Source organism: Aggregatibacter sp. oral taxon 458 str. W10330, from assembly GCF_000466335.1.
GTDB lineage: Bacteria > Pseudomonadota > Gammaproteobacteria > Enterobacterales > Pasteurellaceae > Aggregatibacter.
In genome coordinates this window covers 22623-37877 of record NZ_KE952605.1, presented here as the reverse complement: position 1 = coordinate 37877, position 15255 = coordinate 22623, and the positions used below count along the sequence as shown (strand labels likewise).

The window sequence follows — 15255 nt, the reverse complement described above, 5'->3', positions numbered from 1 at the left end:
CTAAAATTAAGCTGTGACGGTTTTTAATCGTTGCGGTCGAATAATGGTAAAGTAGGCGGCAACCCAGGTGCCAAGCACCATTACCGGCAGAGAAATCCAGCCTTGCCATGAGAAGAAAGCGGTTTCAACCAAGCCATTACCAATAGAGCAACCGCCTGCAAGACTTGCACCGATACCCATAAAAATCCCGCCTAGTGCGCTACGCAAAATGGTCGTGACATCGGGAACGCGAACACGAAATTCATTGCTTCCTTTCGCCCCAATAAATGAACCAATAAAAATCCCTAGGACGAGGAACACACCCCAGTTAATAAATTTGTCATTGCCGGTAACGAGGTATTGCATGATGTTGGCAGAAGGGCCGGTAATACCTAGGCCAAATTCACGTCCTGTTGCTACGCTTAAAGGCCAAGCGAGCAAGGCGATTAATCCCACCAACACGGCAGACACAAAAGGATGCCAGCGTTTTTCAAATAAAAAATGGGCTAGACCTGTTTTTCTTGGTTTAAGCGTCGCTAATTTGGGCGCCGGTTTGCTTAAATGTTTGTACACATAATAACCGGTAATCAAGCTAAGTAATGCGACCAACCACCACGGTGAAATGCCGAAGGTATCGTAAATATTGCGTTGTTCGATATTAATATCGCGTAATGCTTTATTAAAATCATCGAGCGGGCCGGTTCTCATCATTGCGCTTAACAGCATATAGGTAAAAAGTGCAATCCAGCTTCCGACTAAACCTTCTGCTGCACGATACCAAGTTCCTGTGGCACAACCGCCAGCCAACACAATGCCGATACCAAATAAAAATGCGCCGATTAATACAGCCAAAAAGGCAAAGTTTTCAGCCGGATCAACATTCAACACACCTATTTCTTTTAATAAAAAGAAACCGACAGATTGCACCGTAATGGCAATAAGTAATGCAACAAACATTTTGTTGTTTTTGGTGACATATAAATCACGAAATGCACCGGTGATACAAAAGCGTCCACGTTGCATCACAAAGCCAAGCAAAATACCACAAAATAACCCTGTTAAAAGCATAGGATCTCCTAAAGTAAGTAAAAAACGCATGCGGTATTTTTAATGAATTTAGAATATATACGCCAAGAACTTTTAGTTAATTGATATGTGATTTAGATATAAAAAATAGGGTTAAAAAATAGATATTTTTAACCCTACTTGGTATGGATATTCTAAAAGTATTTAGATCCTGCTGAGAATTTAAATCCCCAGTCATAATAGTTACTACAATCTGCGTGCCCATTAAAGAAGTTGATATCTTTTCGAACTGACATTTGAGTTCCATCAAAATCAATAGTTGCAATGGCGCAGAATGTACGAGGATCAGTTTGTTTACCCATTTCAACGACGATTTCAGGTTGATTTGGCACTTTAACAGTAACAATAGCATCAGATTCAGCCCATTTTGCTACTCCTTCATAAATGAAACAGTAAATTACTAAGCGGCGTAAATCCCGAATCCCTTTGGGGTTAACTAAAATATTTTCCCCCTCAGATGAACTTCCATTTCTATCATCACCACAGTGCCATACCCAAGGTGCTTGTATATAGCAACCTTGACGAGTTAAGCGTTCTTTTGAGCCACCACGGCCTTTAGAAAATTGCAGACCATCAATCAAAGATGCGGTTCCATCCTGTAACTCCCAATAACAACCAAGATCTAAGTCAATTTCTTTGGCTTTTCCAAATAAACTACCAAAAAAGCCCACCGGTTTTTGTTGTGTCCAGTTTAAGTTAATAGTTATTTGTTGATCTGTAGCTTTTGATAGATCAATTTTATGAGAGTCACCTTTTTTCTCTAACGTAATTTTGCTTAGTGAAACCATTTGTAACTCCAATTAACCCACATTTACTCCATATTGCTTGCAAAGTACATATAGTCCGCCAGCATAACCTTGGCCTATTGCACGGAATTTCCATTCACCGTTATGGCGATAAATTTCACCAAATACCATGGCTGTTTCTGTACTGTAATCTTCAGAAAGATCAAAACGAACAATTTCATCACCAGTATCATTATTAACAATACGTACGAATGCATTGCTGACTTGACCAAAATTTTGACGACGAGCTTCTGCATCGTGAATAGTTACAGTAATAAAAAGTGATTTGATATTGCTTTCTACTTTATCTAATCTAACAATTACGCTTTCATCATCACCATCGCCGTCTCCAGTCAGGTTATCCCCAGTATGTTCTACACCACCACAAGGTGAAACTAATTGATTATAGAAAATGAAATAGCTATCAGAAGGCACTTTAGCGTTTTCTGTTGCCATAAATACACTAGCATCTAAATCAAAATTTTTCCCATCAGTAGAGCGAGCGTCCCAACCTAAGCCGACTAAAACATTTTTTAGGTTAGGATCAGTTTTACTTAATGAAACATTTTGACCTTTGGTTAATGAAATTGCCATATTGTAATTCTCCAGTTTTTCTTGAGTTGATAAATCTTATACACCTGCCATTTGAACAACGATCAGTCGTCCGCCTTCGCCCTTTTTCAAAAGAATTTTTGCGTTTTCTTCAAGCTTCACTTTTCCACCAATAGGAATCGGTTGTTTAGTATTTACATCTACCATATCAGGCAGATTTTCATTCACGAGCCACCAATTTCCTTGATGTTGAATGAAATAACCAACGCGTTTAGCATCTTCGGCTTTCAATTTTTCATTAGGAAATACGCGATTGTCAGCGTGCCATTTAAAAAGTGATTGCCCGCTGTAGACCATAATTCTGTGATTATCAGGGCGATAACTGCCATTTGGTGCAGCAGAATATAAATTTAATATAGGTAATTTTCCTTGATGAGCTGTACCACAGAATGGGCATTTAGGCGATTTAGAGTTATCGAAAGCATACCATTTTTGTTCACAATTTGAGTTACTACACGGTTGCAATAAATCAACCGTTTTTACTAATGCTTGTTCCCATTCATCTGCAGTGGGTCGAGCTAATGGATTATGCAATCCATCTATAAAAGCTCGTTTAAATAATTCGCTTAAATAAGGTCCTGTAATGGTGTAAGGCATTTTTTGCGTATCTTTCCAAGGAAGTTCACTATCCTTAACATTATTAATTTTAATACGATTGCTATGATCGATTGGGTGTTCAATAAATAATGCTTTCTCGCCCATTCCTAACTCTTCATCACGCTGGCTATCATTTACATCAAAAACCTTATCGCCACGCAATGGATGGCGATAAAGTAAATACATATAAATTAAAACGGCTAGTGCGTGTAAATCGGTAATACGACTAGGTAGTTTTCGTTTTGGATCACTTTTATCTAAGTGCTGGGTTGCTACTACTTCAGGAGCAATAAAATCAGGTGTGCCAACCACAGTTGGTGGATGTTTTCCTGGTACAACTAAACCATCAATATCAATCAAACTAGCTTGCCCTGTGGTCGGATCAATTAAACAGTTTTTATAACCCAAATCACTATGACTTAACCCAGCCATATGCATACGGCGAACAGCACGAGCCAGCATTAAACATACCTTCAGGTGTAACATCCAATCGCCTAATTCTCGTGGTTCCAGAAACTTATTGCGATTAGAAGCACTAGCAAACCATTTCCCGTCTTTATCTTTTCCTTTAATACCGAGCATATCGTTATTACGGCTACCATATTGAAAGAAAAAACAAGCGCGATAGAAAGGACTAACAACCCCTAACTTGCCTTGATATTCCACCACTGCGGTAGGCCAACAGAAGAGTTTTTTTAGATACTCTCCACCCTCTTGATTAAAGATTTTTTCTCGATAGGTACCCGTGATCATTTCTAACCGCTCTTTTGTTGCGGGATCAGCTGGCTCACGGAAGAACGCCACGACATAATCCTTATCGGGGGAAAACATCACATCTTTCATTCCTCCTTGTGCTTTGACTTCATCAACAAATTGAATGGTTTCACCATTTGTTGCGGTAAGCGTAATAATCTTACTCATTACTCAGGCTCCCTTTGAACTTGTACATCACTTGCTTTTTTAAGCGTGATTGTTTTTGTTTCATTATTTTGAGTAATGTTGATGGTTCTGGCTTCTTCATTAGTAGGTTCTTGGTTGTTTTCAACCGCTTGTTGTGGCTGCTCATCTGCTATCGCTAAATTTTCGCCAGAGATAGTATTAGTTATTGTCGGATAAGCTATTCCTTGCCATTCTGATTGCGGGATAAATATCGCTAAAGTGCGGTCATCGTGTTCGCCTTTTGAAAAGAAGTCTAACCATTCTTCTAGTGCTTGTTCTGGCTGTGCTTTTTGTAATGGTTCACATAATTCTTGCCAAAATACTTTCCAAGCCTCAAATGTTTTGAGTTGTGTATCGTTATGGAATTTAGGATCAGATACACCATCTGTCATTAGCATCAAGATTGCTGGATAATCACGAATATCTGTATAAATACGAGTTGTAATTTTTTCTGCATTCGCTTCGGATAATGTTAAGAACTGTGTTTCGCCAGAATATTGCCCTGAATCAACTTCCCCTAATAACTTAACCTGCTGAGTAACTGGGTCAAAAATAGTAGCTGCACCGTCTCCTACCCAATAACAAGCAGAAAACCATTTGCCATCAATTAAAGGTAATGTGAATACAAGCAGTAATGTGCACGAAAGCGTTTTAAGTTCAATGTTAGCATCTCTTGCTGCTGTTTCTTGAGCAATGTAAGCAGCTTGCACCGCTTCTTTAAAGATAGCTTTTGTGATATAAATTAGCTGTTGTTCATTCATCTTAGCTAATTTTGAATAATCTTTCTCTTCAATATTAAGTAATTCAAAAATTTTATATTGAGCAGCATTTACGGCTAGTTTTGAGCCTTGACGAGAGAACTCTGCACTTCCGGCACCATCTGCAACCCCAATAAAATGAAGTTTAGTTTTTTCGTGATAAGCAATAGTAAAATCATCATCACAGCACGTACCTTTCATTGCGTGAGTGCGTCCACGCATCCGTGCGGCGATCAATTGACCATATTCAGTTTGAATACGATCACTTGCACTATCTGGTTTCCAAAAACGACTATTTTTATCGGATGGAATGTTCTTCCATAAATATTTTGGATTAGGATTGATAAAAAAGTTTGAATGTGCAACATTGCCGTCAGTAAATTGAAAAGTCAGTAAAAATTCACCGCTCTTTGTGGGTATCCCCTCTAACGTTTGATTTTCTATATTCCACAGCAATCCAATACTATCTTCTATGCAGACAGATTGAATATCAGGCAAATCATCTGATTTTTGATAAAAATAATGTTCATCCTGTTTTGCATTTGGCAATGTGATAATAAAATCTTTTTTATGTATCGGCGTAGGTTCTGTCGGTTGTATAAGAAACATATTATTTTCCAATGATGTTATGTTCTTCGAATCCTGAAAGCGTTGCCATATTTCACAAAGATGCGAAATAAGTGTCTGATTTTGGCTAGCAAAGGCATCAAGGTATTTTTCATCTGCTTGATTCAACCAAAATTTAATTTTTTCTAATTGTTCGGTTGCATTCATTGCTATCCCCTTGCTCGAGTAATATCAAAATCAGAACCATCGGCTTCATCATTAAAATACAAGGTTTCATTACAACCTGGACAAACTACTTCTTTTTCTCCATTAGCACAAAAAACTTGACCGCAGTTACACATACATAAGCCAAATGCCGCACCACAATGCGGACAACCCCCTCCTCCCCAAAGTTGGGATGTAGAAATTTTGCTATGATTCGGACGATGATCAGACCAATCTTCGTAATCTTTTTCCGCGGGATAAACACCAACATATTGGAAAATCGCATTATCCAGTGGGCTGTTGTCAATCCGCTCATATTTCATCAAATAAGGCAATTTCACCTTGCTACATTTCCCTACGATGATTGCATAATTTTCATCTAAAGCGACTGCTTGTTCTTTATCTTTAACTAAAGAAATTGCACTGCTCTCTAAAATTTCTTTATTCAGTGAAATAGGTAATTCCACACCAAGAGAACGACTTTGACTTAAAATAGAATCAGCGACAGATTCACATAAAGCTCGGTAAACTTTTTCAATATCTTCATCATCTAATCGATAAGTTAAATCACTAATCTCACTTAATGTGTTAAGGTTGGCAAATTTACCAATGCCAATATTGATCAGTTTGGCTTTATTGTGAAAATGGTGCTGCCAACGAGAAATGGCTTGACCAGGATCGTCTGTAGTAGAACCATCCGACATAATGTAAACCAATGGCTTCCAATCGCCTTTTTTAACGGGTGTACTACGAACTATGTCTTTTTCTAAAGTATCCATTAGGTGATTGAGTACTGCACCAATAGATGTCCCCGAGCCAATCGGTAAGCGAGGTGAGTAAAACGTCATTAATTCTGTTAGCGGTGCTAACGTGCCTGCAGCCCCTGCAAAAGCAATCACAGAAAGGTAAACAGATTCTAACGCATAGGGATCGCGGCGAAGTTGATTAACAAGGCGGTTTATGCCTTCTTGCATCTGGCGAAGATTTTCTCCCGCCATACTTTCAGAAATATCGACAACAAGATAAACAGGTAAGCGACGCATAATTTTTTCCTAGAATACAATATTAATTTCATCAGGTGGTGGAGGTAAATCGTTATGATTCACAGCCCCCACACTTACACTAGTTTGTGCAACGGATGCTGAAACCCATTGGAAGAACTGAGCAAAACTATTTGCATCCATAGTATCTAATGACACAACTGTGTCTGTAAGTTTTTTCAGAATATTAGGATCTGCCTTTGGGCCTGCTGCACAAGCGACAATATTGCCAAAGTTTAAGGATTTGATTTGTGGTATAGATTGTTCGTAGGCAAATGTGTCTGATGGTTTTCCATCTGTGAGTAAAATCAAAATCGGCCGCCAATCTCCTTTTTGCTCTGTCGTTGCAAGAATGCGATCTTTTTTGACCATTTGTGCGATTTCTTCTAACATCTTGCCAAGAAAAGTTGCCCCGCTATCAGGACAAGAAATCATTGGTAATACAACATCCTCAAGTGCGGTCAATGGCAGCACATTTTTTATTTGCGTATCAAAAGTTGAAATAGAAAGGTAAACGCTTTCAAGAGCATAGGGATTTTGTCGTAAAGCTGAAAGCAGCGACTGCAATCCTACATTTACTGCTTCAATTGGCTCGCCTTTCATCGAACCTGAAGTATCAATACAAATATACGTTAGTAATCTTCTTGCCATAGCACTCACCACACCACTTATAAAACAATGTTTAATTCTGCAGGTGGTGGCGGTAATTCTCCTAATCCGCCTACATCTTTTTTATTCAGATCGACTTTTTGGCTTGAAACTGAAATCGATGCCGAAACCCATTTAAAGAAGGCTTTGATTGAATTTGCATCTGCCGTATCAAGTGAAACTACGCTTTCGGTAATTTGTTTTAACACATTGGTATCTGCACCAGTACCTGCAGCACAAGCAACAAAAGTACCGGTTTTTACAGTCCTTAAAGCGTTAATCCCTTTTTGAAGATCATCGGTTGGTGCACCATCTGAGAGTAAAAAGATGACAGGTTTCCAATCACCTTTTACTTCTGCTGAGCCTTTTTGAACTTCCCGATTAATACAATCTGTTAATAACGTAAGTGCTTCCCCCATAGCTGTTAAACCTGATGCCTCGATAGTTGGCAGCTGGAAGCTCATTAATTCTGTTAAGGGAGTAACTTGTTTTGCTTTACTATCAAAAGTAATCACCGATAAATAAGCCGTTTCTAACGCGTAAGGATCTTGACGTAATGCAGAAACTAACATTTGTAAACCATTACGCACAGATTCAATAGCCTCGCCCATCATTGAGCCAGAAGTATCGACTAATAAATAAACAGGTAAACGACGCATAAATTTTCTCCCTAATAACAATTTTGAGCTGGAATACCATTTTTACGGTTTAATTCCATTGCGACTTTACAAGCTGAATAAGATTGTTTACCCGCACAATTTTGATTAAACCAATCGATCATTTGTGAATGTTGTGCAACTTGCTGGTTACACGCATTTACGGAAGCGATAGAGTATTGATCAACATAAGTATTTTGAAGCGAATCACCTAACCATTTCGCTTGGTTGTAGATTTCAACACATTGTTGTTCCATTTCATCACTAATTACTGGAACATATCCATGTGTAGATGACGTTGGTGGCGTTATATAGTGTTGGTTTGCCAAAACATTTGTAGTGATAAAATAAGCGGTCAGAAGAATCAATTTCTTTACGTTCATTGCATTATCCTTCTTCTTTTTCAGGGAAAATAAATGAAGCAACAACACCAATAAATAAAACACCTAATACAATATAAAGGCTAACATTGGCAGAAATATGAATGCCTGTATCAAATACCGCGTGATTCCAAGATTGAATTCCCATTTTGATACCAATAAAGAACAATAAGGCAATGACAGCTTTTTCAAGGTGAACAAGATATTTTGTGAGTGCAGCAAGAATAAAATAGAGACTACGTAATCCTAGAATCGCGAAAATCATTGAAGCATAAACGAGTAATGGTTCTTGAGTCACAGCAATAACAGCAGGTACTGAGTCAAAGGCAAATGCTACATCAGATGTTTCAATTGCCATTAAACATAAAAATGCAGGCGTTGCGTAACGAAAACCTTGACGAGTAACGGAAACTATTTGATCTGCATTTAATTCATTATGTTTTACAAAGAATTTTTCTTGCACTAGTTTTGGGAAAACAGGCATCATTTTCCCTACCAAACGAACACTCCAGTGATGAGTATAGTCTTCGATTTCTTCTTCACTATCATCTCCGCCTCGTAACATTTTCCAACCACTCCAAAGTACAAATGCAGCAAAGATAAATCCAATCCAAGGACTTGCGGCAAATAATCCTGTTCCAATCACAACGAAAATAGCTCGGAAAATCAATGCTCCTAAGATTCCCCAATAAAGAATACGGTGTTGAAGATGATCTTTAATCCCAAAAGATGCAAAGATCGCAACAAATACCATCAAGTTATCAATGGATAAACTCTTTTCGAGAATATATCCTGCAAGATAGAGATCTGCCCATTCCGGCTCGAAACGGAAATAAAGATAAAAGTAGAACGCCAATGCCAATGAAATCCAAAAGATTGACCAAAGTGCGGCATTTTTTACCGTAATTTCTTTACTGTGACGGTGAGAAATTAAATCCACATAAACAGAAAATAAGATAGCTGAAAAGAAGACAATAAGAACTTCTAAAGGAAAACCAAAATGATGCATAGATTAGACCTAAAATAAAAACAACAAAACTGATTTAGTTTACACAAAAACCATAATGGTTTACAGATTTTTTAGGGATTTAGTCATAATTATTTTCATTATGAGAATATTAACTGAAAAAGAAAAATTTAGTGCGCGTTTAAAACTAGCTCTTTCAGCAATGGCTATGCAGAATTTGAAGACAAGTGAAATAGCAACTAAATTTAATTTGCAACACCCAAATGAGTCTGTTACTCAACAAGCCGTACATAAATGGCTTAATGGTTTGGCTATTCCATCAATGGATAAAATTGAAACATTATCTAAGTGGTTATCAGTTAAACCAGAATGGTTGCGTTATGGTGTGGGTGATAATGAAAAAATGACAATGTTAGATGAAGTTTTATTGAAGATGATTATTGGACTATCGGAACAGCAAAAATCAGCATTAATTACATTTATTAGCTCATTTCAGAATAAAGCATAAATATAAATTTTCAGGTAGGTACAAAAATACGTGAAGAGTATGGCTTCAATGTTGCACAAACATCATATAATTTTGAGCCTTAATTAGTTTTATTTTTTTCTACCCCTCCGATGGCGCAAGCGTCCACGCTTGTGCTTTTTTCATTTTAGTTACAGGCACAAGCGTGGACGCTTGCGCCATCGGAGGGGGCTACGTGCCGGCAGCACAGCCAAGCTACTCAAGCCAAGCACCAAGCGCGCCAACTGCACCACGTGCCACTCCGGCAAGCAAACCGGCAGCCGAACCGCCGATGGATAACTTTGATGATGATATTCCGTTCTAACGAATAAAGCACAAAAATGATAAAGGGTCTGATGTGATGTCAGACCCTTTGTTTTTTGTGGCATAAAGCCAGTGTATTTTTAACGTAAAAGTGTGGTTATTTTCCTAGGTGTTTTATCTTGGTTTGGTCTCCGCTAAAAAATCATAATGCTGATTCATACGTGCTGCCCAAGTTACTAAATTTGGGGAGAACTTGTTTAAATCTAACCCGATTTGAGTTTGACGAAATACCCACCAGTCGATAAGACAGACGGCACTTATTGTACCGATATTTAACTGCTCACCAAATTTTGTCAGGTACTTTTCCAATTCAATAAAACTACGACAATTACGTTCATTGAGTTGTTCATGCCGTGTCTTCCACCATTCTTCCTGTGGGCGAAGCATGCGTTCAGCAAGCATTGGAATGGTATTTTCTAAAATGCCATCCACTAAAGAATGCGCCTGCAGCACCTGCCAACGTTGTTCTCCTTGTGGAAATAAACACTTACTGTGTCCGATAGAATCTAAATATTCACTGATTAATAGACTACCAAACAACCATTCTCCGTTATCAAGTTGTAACGCCGGAATGCGTCCGAGCGGGTTGTCTTGGTTATGTGGCGAATTGGGATCGAACGCGGATGTCACGCGTAACAATTCGATTTGTTCGTCCAATTTATGATATTTAAGCACAGCCATCACTTTGCGCACAAAGGGACTTGTGGTGGAATACCAAAGTTTCATGATGATCTCCTTGTTCATTGCATCTTGGAACCTATAAAAGACGGTTAAGTTTTACCGCACTTTTGCCAATGACTTCTCTCTTGGGAAACTAAAACGTTATGGCTGATGCGAAAATTATGTCATTTGATAACTTTGTGTCCGCCGGTGTTTTGTAAAATAAAAATTCTTTTAGGAGGAGGATTCTGCGGTCATATTTTATTATATCTCTGCAACATTTAAGTTCTTTATTAATCAAATACTCCCCGCCTTTTCAATCACCAAAATTCGTGCTTCGCCTTGCGGGTGAGCGACGTGTTCGGTGCCGATGCCGGCGTAGAAAATATCACCGGTTTCTAGCAATACGCTCTTGGCTTCGCCACGCTCTTTGTAGTGCATTTCCACTACGCCGTCCATCACCGCAAAAACTTCCTCGCCATCATTGATATGCCATTTATAAGGCTCATTCGTCCAATGTAACCGCACGCTGATGCCATTCATTTCAGCAATATCCAAACCGCCCCAAGCACGGGTGGCGGTAAAATCTGCGCTACGGATAATTTTGTGTGCCATGCTCTCTCCTTAACGTTAGTGGGCTTCGTCCCAATTCTCGCCCACGCCGACATCCACAATCAATGGTACCACAAGTTCGGCGGCGGCTTCCATGAGTTGTTTGATGAGCTCGCTGAAAAACGCGATTTTTTCTGACCGCACTTCAAACACCAATTCGTCATGCACCTGCATGATCATGTGAATATCCGGATCATCGCGCGTAATTTCATCTAGCTTAATCATGGCGCGTTTGATGATGTCGGCGGCGGTACCTTGCATCGGTGCGTTAATCGCCACCCGTTCCGCCCCTTTACGACGCATGGCGTTGGAAGAATTGATTTCCGGCAAATATAAACGGCGTCCGAACAGCGTTTCCACATAGCCCTGCGCTTTCGCCTTCTCACGGATGTCATGCATAAAGGTTTGCACGCCCGGGTAACGTTGGAAATATAAATCCATGTAGCGTTGCGCATCCGCGCGGGAAATCCCAAGCTGACGGGAAAGTCCGAAAGAAGACATACCATAAATCAAGCCGAAGTTAATGGCTTTTGCGTTGCGGCGTTGTTCGCTCGTCACTTGTTCCAACGGCAAACCGAAAATTTCAGCGGCGGTGGAGCGGTGAATGTCTTTGCCTTGCGCAAACGCGTTAATCAAACCGGCATCGTTGGACAAATGCGCCATAATGCGCAGCTCGATTTGGGAATAGTCGGCAGCAATAATTTTATAACCGTCACGGGCAATAAAGGCTTGGCGAATACGGCGGCCTTCCTCGTTACGAATAGGAATATTCTGCAAATTCGGATCACTGGAAGAAAGCCGCCCTGTTGCCGTTACGGCTTGATGATAAGAGGTGTGTACGCGCCCGGTTTGCGGGTTCACCATTTGCGGCAATTTGTCGGTGTAAGTGGATTTCAGTTTGCTCAAACCGCGATGTTCTACCAACACTTTCGGTAACTCGTGGCTGTACGCCAGTTCCTCCAACACGTCTTCATTGGTGGACGGCGCGCCTTTCGGGGTTTTTTGCAGCACCGGCAAGCCGAGTTTATCGAATAGAATTTCTTGCAACTGTTTCGTGGACGCCAAATTGAACGATTGCCCCGCCAGTTCATGCGCCTGCATTTCAAGTGCGGTCAATCTTTCGGTAATTTCGTTGGACTGCAAGAACAGCGCATCAGAATCAATCAATACGCCGCAACGCTCCATGCGTGACAATACGCCAAGCAAGGGCAATTCGATGGACTGATAGAGTTCCACCAAACTGGGTTGCGACTGAAGTTTTTCCCACAACACTTGTTGCAATTTCATGGTCACATCGGCATCTTCCGCCGCGTATTCGCCTGCTTGCTCCAGCGGGATTTGGTTGAATGTCAGCTGATTTTTCCCTTTGCCGGCAATGTCTTCAAAGCCGATAGTTTGGTGTCCGAGATAACGCTTCGCTAAGTCGTCCATGTTGTGTCGACCGGTGCTGTCCAAGGTGTAAGAAAGCAACATGGTGTCGAATTCAATGCCCTGCAACGCAATGCCGTTGCGGGCAAAAATAGTCATATCAAATTTGAGATTTTGCCCGATTTTACCGATATTCGGGTTCTCTAAAATGGGTTTGAGGGCGGCAAGTGCGATGCTTTTTTCGAGCGTTTTTGGCGCACCGAGATAATCCAAATGCAACGGTAAATACGCTGCTTCACCATTTTCTAACGCAAAAGACACGCCCACCAAATTAGCAGACATATAATCCAGCCCATCGGTTTCCGTATCCACCGCAATCAGTTTCTCGGCACTTAATTTTTCCACCCAACGAACTAAATCCGCTTCAGTCAGAATGTTTTCATAGCGGCTGCGGTCGATGTTAAATTTAACGGAATTTTCAACCGCACTTTCATCAGTTTTGACTGCCGGCGTCGCTTGATAAGGATTAATTTTCACCGATTGCGTCGGTTGCGTTACGGAATTGGTGCCGTTCATCACCTCGCCTAGCCAGCGTTTAAATTCATACCGCCCGAAATATTCGATTAAGGCGTCATTATCGCTCTCACTAAGCGCAAGTTCTTGCGGGGAAAATGCCAACGCCACGTCGGTTTTGATGGTTGCCAACGCGTAGGACAAATCTGCCATGTCTTTTTCAGCAAGCAATTTTTCACCGAGTTTCTTCGCACCACGAATCGGCAGTTCGGCGACTTTATCCAGATTGGCATAAATTTGTGCCATGCTACCGATTCCCTGCAAAAGCCCTAATGCGGTTTTTTCGCCAATACCGGACACACCGGGAATGTTGTCGGAGCTATCGCCCATCAATGCCAGGTAATCAATAATTAACTCCGGTGGAATGCCGTATTTTTCAATCACGCCATCACAATCCAGTAGGCTGTTGTTCATGGTATTAATCAACATAATGTTGTCATCCACCAGCTGCGCCATGTCTTTGTCACCGGTACTGATAAGTACCTTCTGCCCGTTTTGCGACGCTTGGCGTGCTAATGTGCCGATCACATCGTCCGCTTCCACACCTTCCACCACCAACAGCGGAATCCCCAATGCGCGGATCATGTCATGCAAGGGCTGGATTTGTTTACGTAGATCATCCGGCATCGGCGGACGATGAGATTTATATTGCTCAAACATTTCATCGCGGAAAGTTTTGCCTTTGGCATCAAACACCACCGCAATGTGGCTTGGCTGCACTTGAGAAATCAGGCTTTTCAACATATTCAGCACACCATACATGGCGCCTGTCGGTTCACCGTTGGAGTTGGTAAGCGGAGGGAAGGCGTGAAAAGCGCGGTATAAATAAGAAGAACCGTCCACGAGGACAAGGGGATTTGCAGCAATTTGAGCCATAATCATCTCATGATGTTGATAAAATGTTGTCGTATTATAGCGAAAATCAGCCAAGGGCGCATGGGGAAATCCCCCAGAAAAAAGGGATTAAAAAACACCTAAAAGCCCCACCGCACTTTGTCTTGTCTGATCGGTGAAATCGCTGATGGATCTTGATCCTGACGGTGAAAATGCCTATACTCAGGTCGTTTTTAACACAATCCAGCAGAGGATCTTATGAAAAAATTCACACTTTTAGCGCTTAGCGCGGCTATCGTATCAACAACGGCAATCGCCTCCGATGTTAATTTCACTGATTTAGGTATTGGGGTTGGCGTGGGTACAACAAAATATGAAGGTGCAAAACGTATTGCCAATATTGATGCTATCGTTGATTACGGTTTCCAACTTGATGAAAATGTCGTGGGTATCGTGGAAGGAAAATTAAAAGCGCATGATTCCAAATTACAAGACAACGCTTATGGCCGATTTGAACAACGAGGACGTTTAGGCGTAGGCTATTTGCTAGGTTATAAAGTTGCACCGTCTATTTTGCCTTATGCGAAACTCAGTGGCGAAGTGGTGAAATTTAAAAAATATGCTCACGATGGCAGCTACAGTGCCAGCGATACGAACTTAGGTTATGGTTTCGGTGCCGGCGTGAAAGCCGCCGTTGTGCCAAACTTTGAACTTGGCGTTGAATATTTACGCACCGGTCATCGCTTTGAAAGCACGAACATTAAAGGCAATACATTCAGCACAAGCGCGACCTATCGTTTCTAATTTGAATGCATTTTAAAGAGATTGCGCCGAAGGAAAACCAACGGCGCAATTTTTTTGCCTGTGCAATCTTACGGAAACCTTGCCCTATCCTTTCCTATTTGGTGTAAAATTCGCCTGCTTATGAAATTTCAACCCCTAAAAACACTGTTTTTTTCGACCGCACTTTTCACCACCAGCGCCTGTGGCACCGTGGTAAAACTGGTGGATCCGACAGAGCCTTATCGCGCTTATGCCGGCACGAAATACGATTTCGAGATGGCAAAGCGCTGGGGCTTACCGATTTTGGATGTGCCATTGTCTTTTCTGTTGGATACGGCACTTTTGCCTTATGTCTGGTCGCAAAGTGAATAATCAATG

Annotated in this window: 16 protein-coding genes and 1 pseudogene; 4 read left to right on the top strand and 13 right to left on the bottom strand. The window is 40.9% G+C overall.

Going from position 1 to position 15255, the window contains the following annotated elements; translation table 11 throughout:
- Nucleotides 1-6: 6 nt before the first annotated feature.
- The 10 genes from HMPREF9065_RS04950 to HMPREF9065_RS04995 all read right to left on the bottom strand — a co-directional run bounded on the left by HMPREF9065_RS04950 (nt 7) and on the right by HMPREF9065_RS04995 (nt 9260).
- A complete protein-coding gene (locus HMPREF9065_RS04950) occupies nt 7-1047 on the bottom strand; it encodes a YeeE/YedE family protein (RefSeq protein ID WP_033002524.1) in 1041 nt (346 codons plus the stop codon).
- Nucleotides 1048-1199: 152 nt separating this feature from the next.
- Nucleotides 1200-1853, bottom strand: a complete 654-nt coding sequence (locus HMPREF9065_RS04955; protein WP_021616048.1) for a hypothetical protein — start codon at nt 1851-1853, stop codon at nt 1200-1202.
- A gap of 12 nt (nt 1854-1865) precedes the next feature.
- A complete protein-coding gene (locus tag HMPREF9065_RS04960; protein WP_021616047.1) occupies nt 1866-2444 on the bottom strand; it encodes a TerD family protein in 579 nt (192 codons plus the stop codon).
- Nucleotides 2445-2480: 36 nt separating this feature from the next.
- Nucleotides 2481-3980: a helix-hairpin-helix domain-containing protein gene (locus tag HMPREF9065_RS04965; RefSeq protein ID WP_021616046.1), complete on the bottom strand. Its 1500-nt coding sequence runs from the start codon at nt 3978-3980 to the stop codon at nt 2481-2483.
- Entirely contained in the window at nt 3980-5530 is a 1551-nt protein-coding gene (locus HMPREF9065_RS04970; RefSeq protein WP_021616045.1) for a PP2C family serine/threonine-protein phosphatase, read from the bottom strand. Before HMPREF9065_RS04970 ends, HMPREF9065_RS04965 begins: the two co-directional genes overlap by 1 nt.
- 2 nt (nt 5531-5532) lie before the next feature.
- Nucleotides 5533-6570 carry a TerY-C metal binding domain-containing protein gene (locus HMPREF9065_RS04975; RefSeq protein WP_021616044.1) on the bottom strand — a complete coding sequence of 346 codons (1038 nt, stop codon included), beginning with the start codon at nt 6568-6570 and terminating at the stop codon, nt 5533-5535.
- Nucleotides 6571-6579: 9 nt separating this feature from the next.
- Complete coding sequence (locus tag HMPREF9065_RS04980; RefSeq protein WP_033002523.1) at nt 6580-7218, bottom strand: vWA domain-containing protein; 639 nt, start codon at nt 7216-7218, stop codon at nt 6580-6582.
- 17 nt (nt 7219-7235) lie between these two features.
- On the bottom strand, nt 7236-7874 hold the full coding sequence (locus HMPREF9065_RS04985; protein ID WP_033002522.1) for a vWA domain-containing protein: 639 nt from the start codon (nt 7872-7874) through the stop codon (nt 7236-7238).
- 11 nt (nt 7875-7885) lie between these two features.
- A complete protein-coding gene (locus tag HMPREF9065_RS04990) occupies nt 7886-8254 on the bottom strand; it encodes a hypothetical protein (protein WP_021616041.1) in 369 nt (122 codons plus the stop codon).
- A gap of 4 nt (nt 8255-8258) precedes the next feature.
- Nucleotides 8259-9260, bottom strand: coding sequence for a TerC/Alx family metal homeostasis membrane protein (locus HMPREF9065_RS04995; RefSeq protein ID WP_021616040.1), 1002 nt, complete (start codon nt 9258-9260; stop codon nt 8259-8261).
- 100 nt (nt 9261-9360) lie between these two features.
- On the opposite strand from HMPREF9065_RS04995, the gene HMPREF9065_RS05000 reads away from it, so the two are divergent.
- Together HMPREF9065_RS05000 and HMPREF9065_RS10475 are read left to right on the top strand one after the other, a co-directional pair.
- Nucleotides 9361-9726, top strand: a complete 366-nt coding sequence (locus tag HMPREF9065_RS05000) for a transcriptional regulator (protein ID WP_033002521.1) — start codon at nt 9361-9363, stop codon at nt 9724-9726.
- Nucleotides 9727-9910: 184 nt separating this feature from the next.
- A pseudogene (locus tag HMPREF9065_RS10475) lies at nt 9911-10048 on the top strand (single-stranded DNA-binding protein); the annotation flags it as partial.
- 113 nt (nt 10049-10161) lie between these two features.
- On the opposite strand, the gene HMPREF9065_RS05005 reads toward HMPREF9065_RS10475, so the two are convergent.
- From HMPREF9065_RS05005 to polA, 3 genes are all read right to left on the bottom strand, one after another.
- Nucleotides 10162-10773 carry a glutathione S-transferase gene (locus HMPREF9065_RS05005; protein ID WP_033002520.1) on the bottom strand — a complete coding sequence of 204 codons (612 nt, stop codon included), beginning with the start codon at nt 10771-10773 and terminating at the stop codon, nt 10162-10164.
- A 231-nt stretch (nt 10774-11004) separates the two neighbouring features.
- A complete protein-coding gene (locus HMPREF9065_RS05010; protein ID WP_021616036.1) occupies nt 11005-11322 on the bottom strand; it encodes a hypothetical protein in 318 nt (105 codons plus the stop codon).
- A gap of 15 nt (nt 11323-11337) precedes the next feature.
- Nucleotides 11338-14136: a DNA polymerase I gene (gene polA, locus HMPREF9065_RS05015; protein ID WP_033002519.1), complete on the bottom strand. Its 2799-nt coding sequence runs from the start codon at nt 14134-14136 to the stop codon at nt 11338-11340.
- Nucleotides 14137-14352: 216 nt separating this feature from the next.
- On the opposite strand from polA, the gene HMPREF9065_RS05020 reads away from it, so the two are divergent.
- Together HMPREF9065_RS05020 and HMPREF9065_RS05025 are read left to right on the top strand one after the other, a co-directional pair.
- Nucleotides 14353-14898: a porin family protein gene (locus HMPREF9065_RS05020; RefSeq protein WP_021616034.1), complete on the top strand. Its 546-nt coding sequence runs from the start codon at nt 14353-14355 to the stop codon at nt 14896-14898.
- A 120-nt stretch (nt 14899-15018) separates the two neighbouring features.
- Nucleotides 15019-15249 (top strand): YceK/YidQ family lipoprotein, encoded by a 231-nt coding sequence (locus HMPREF9065_RS05025; protein WP_021616033.1) that lies wholly within the window; start codon nt 15019-15021, stop codon nt 15247-15249.
- Nucleotides 15250-15255: the final 6 nt, after the last annotated feature.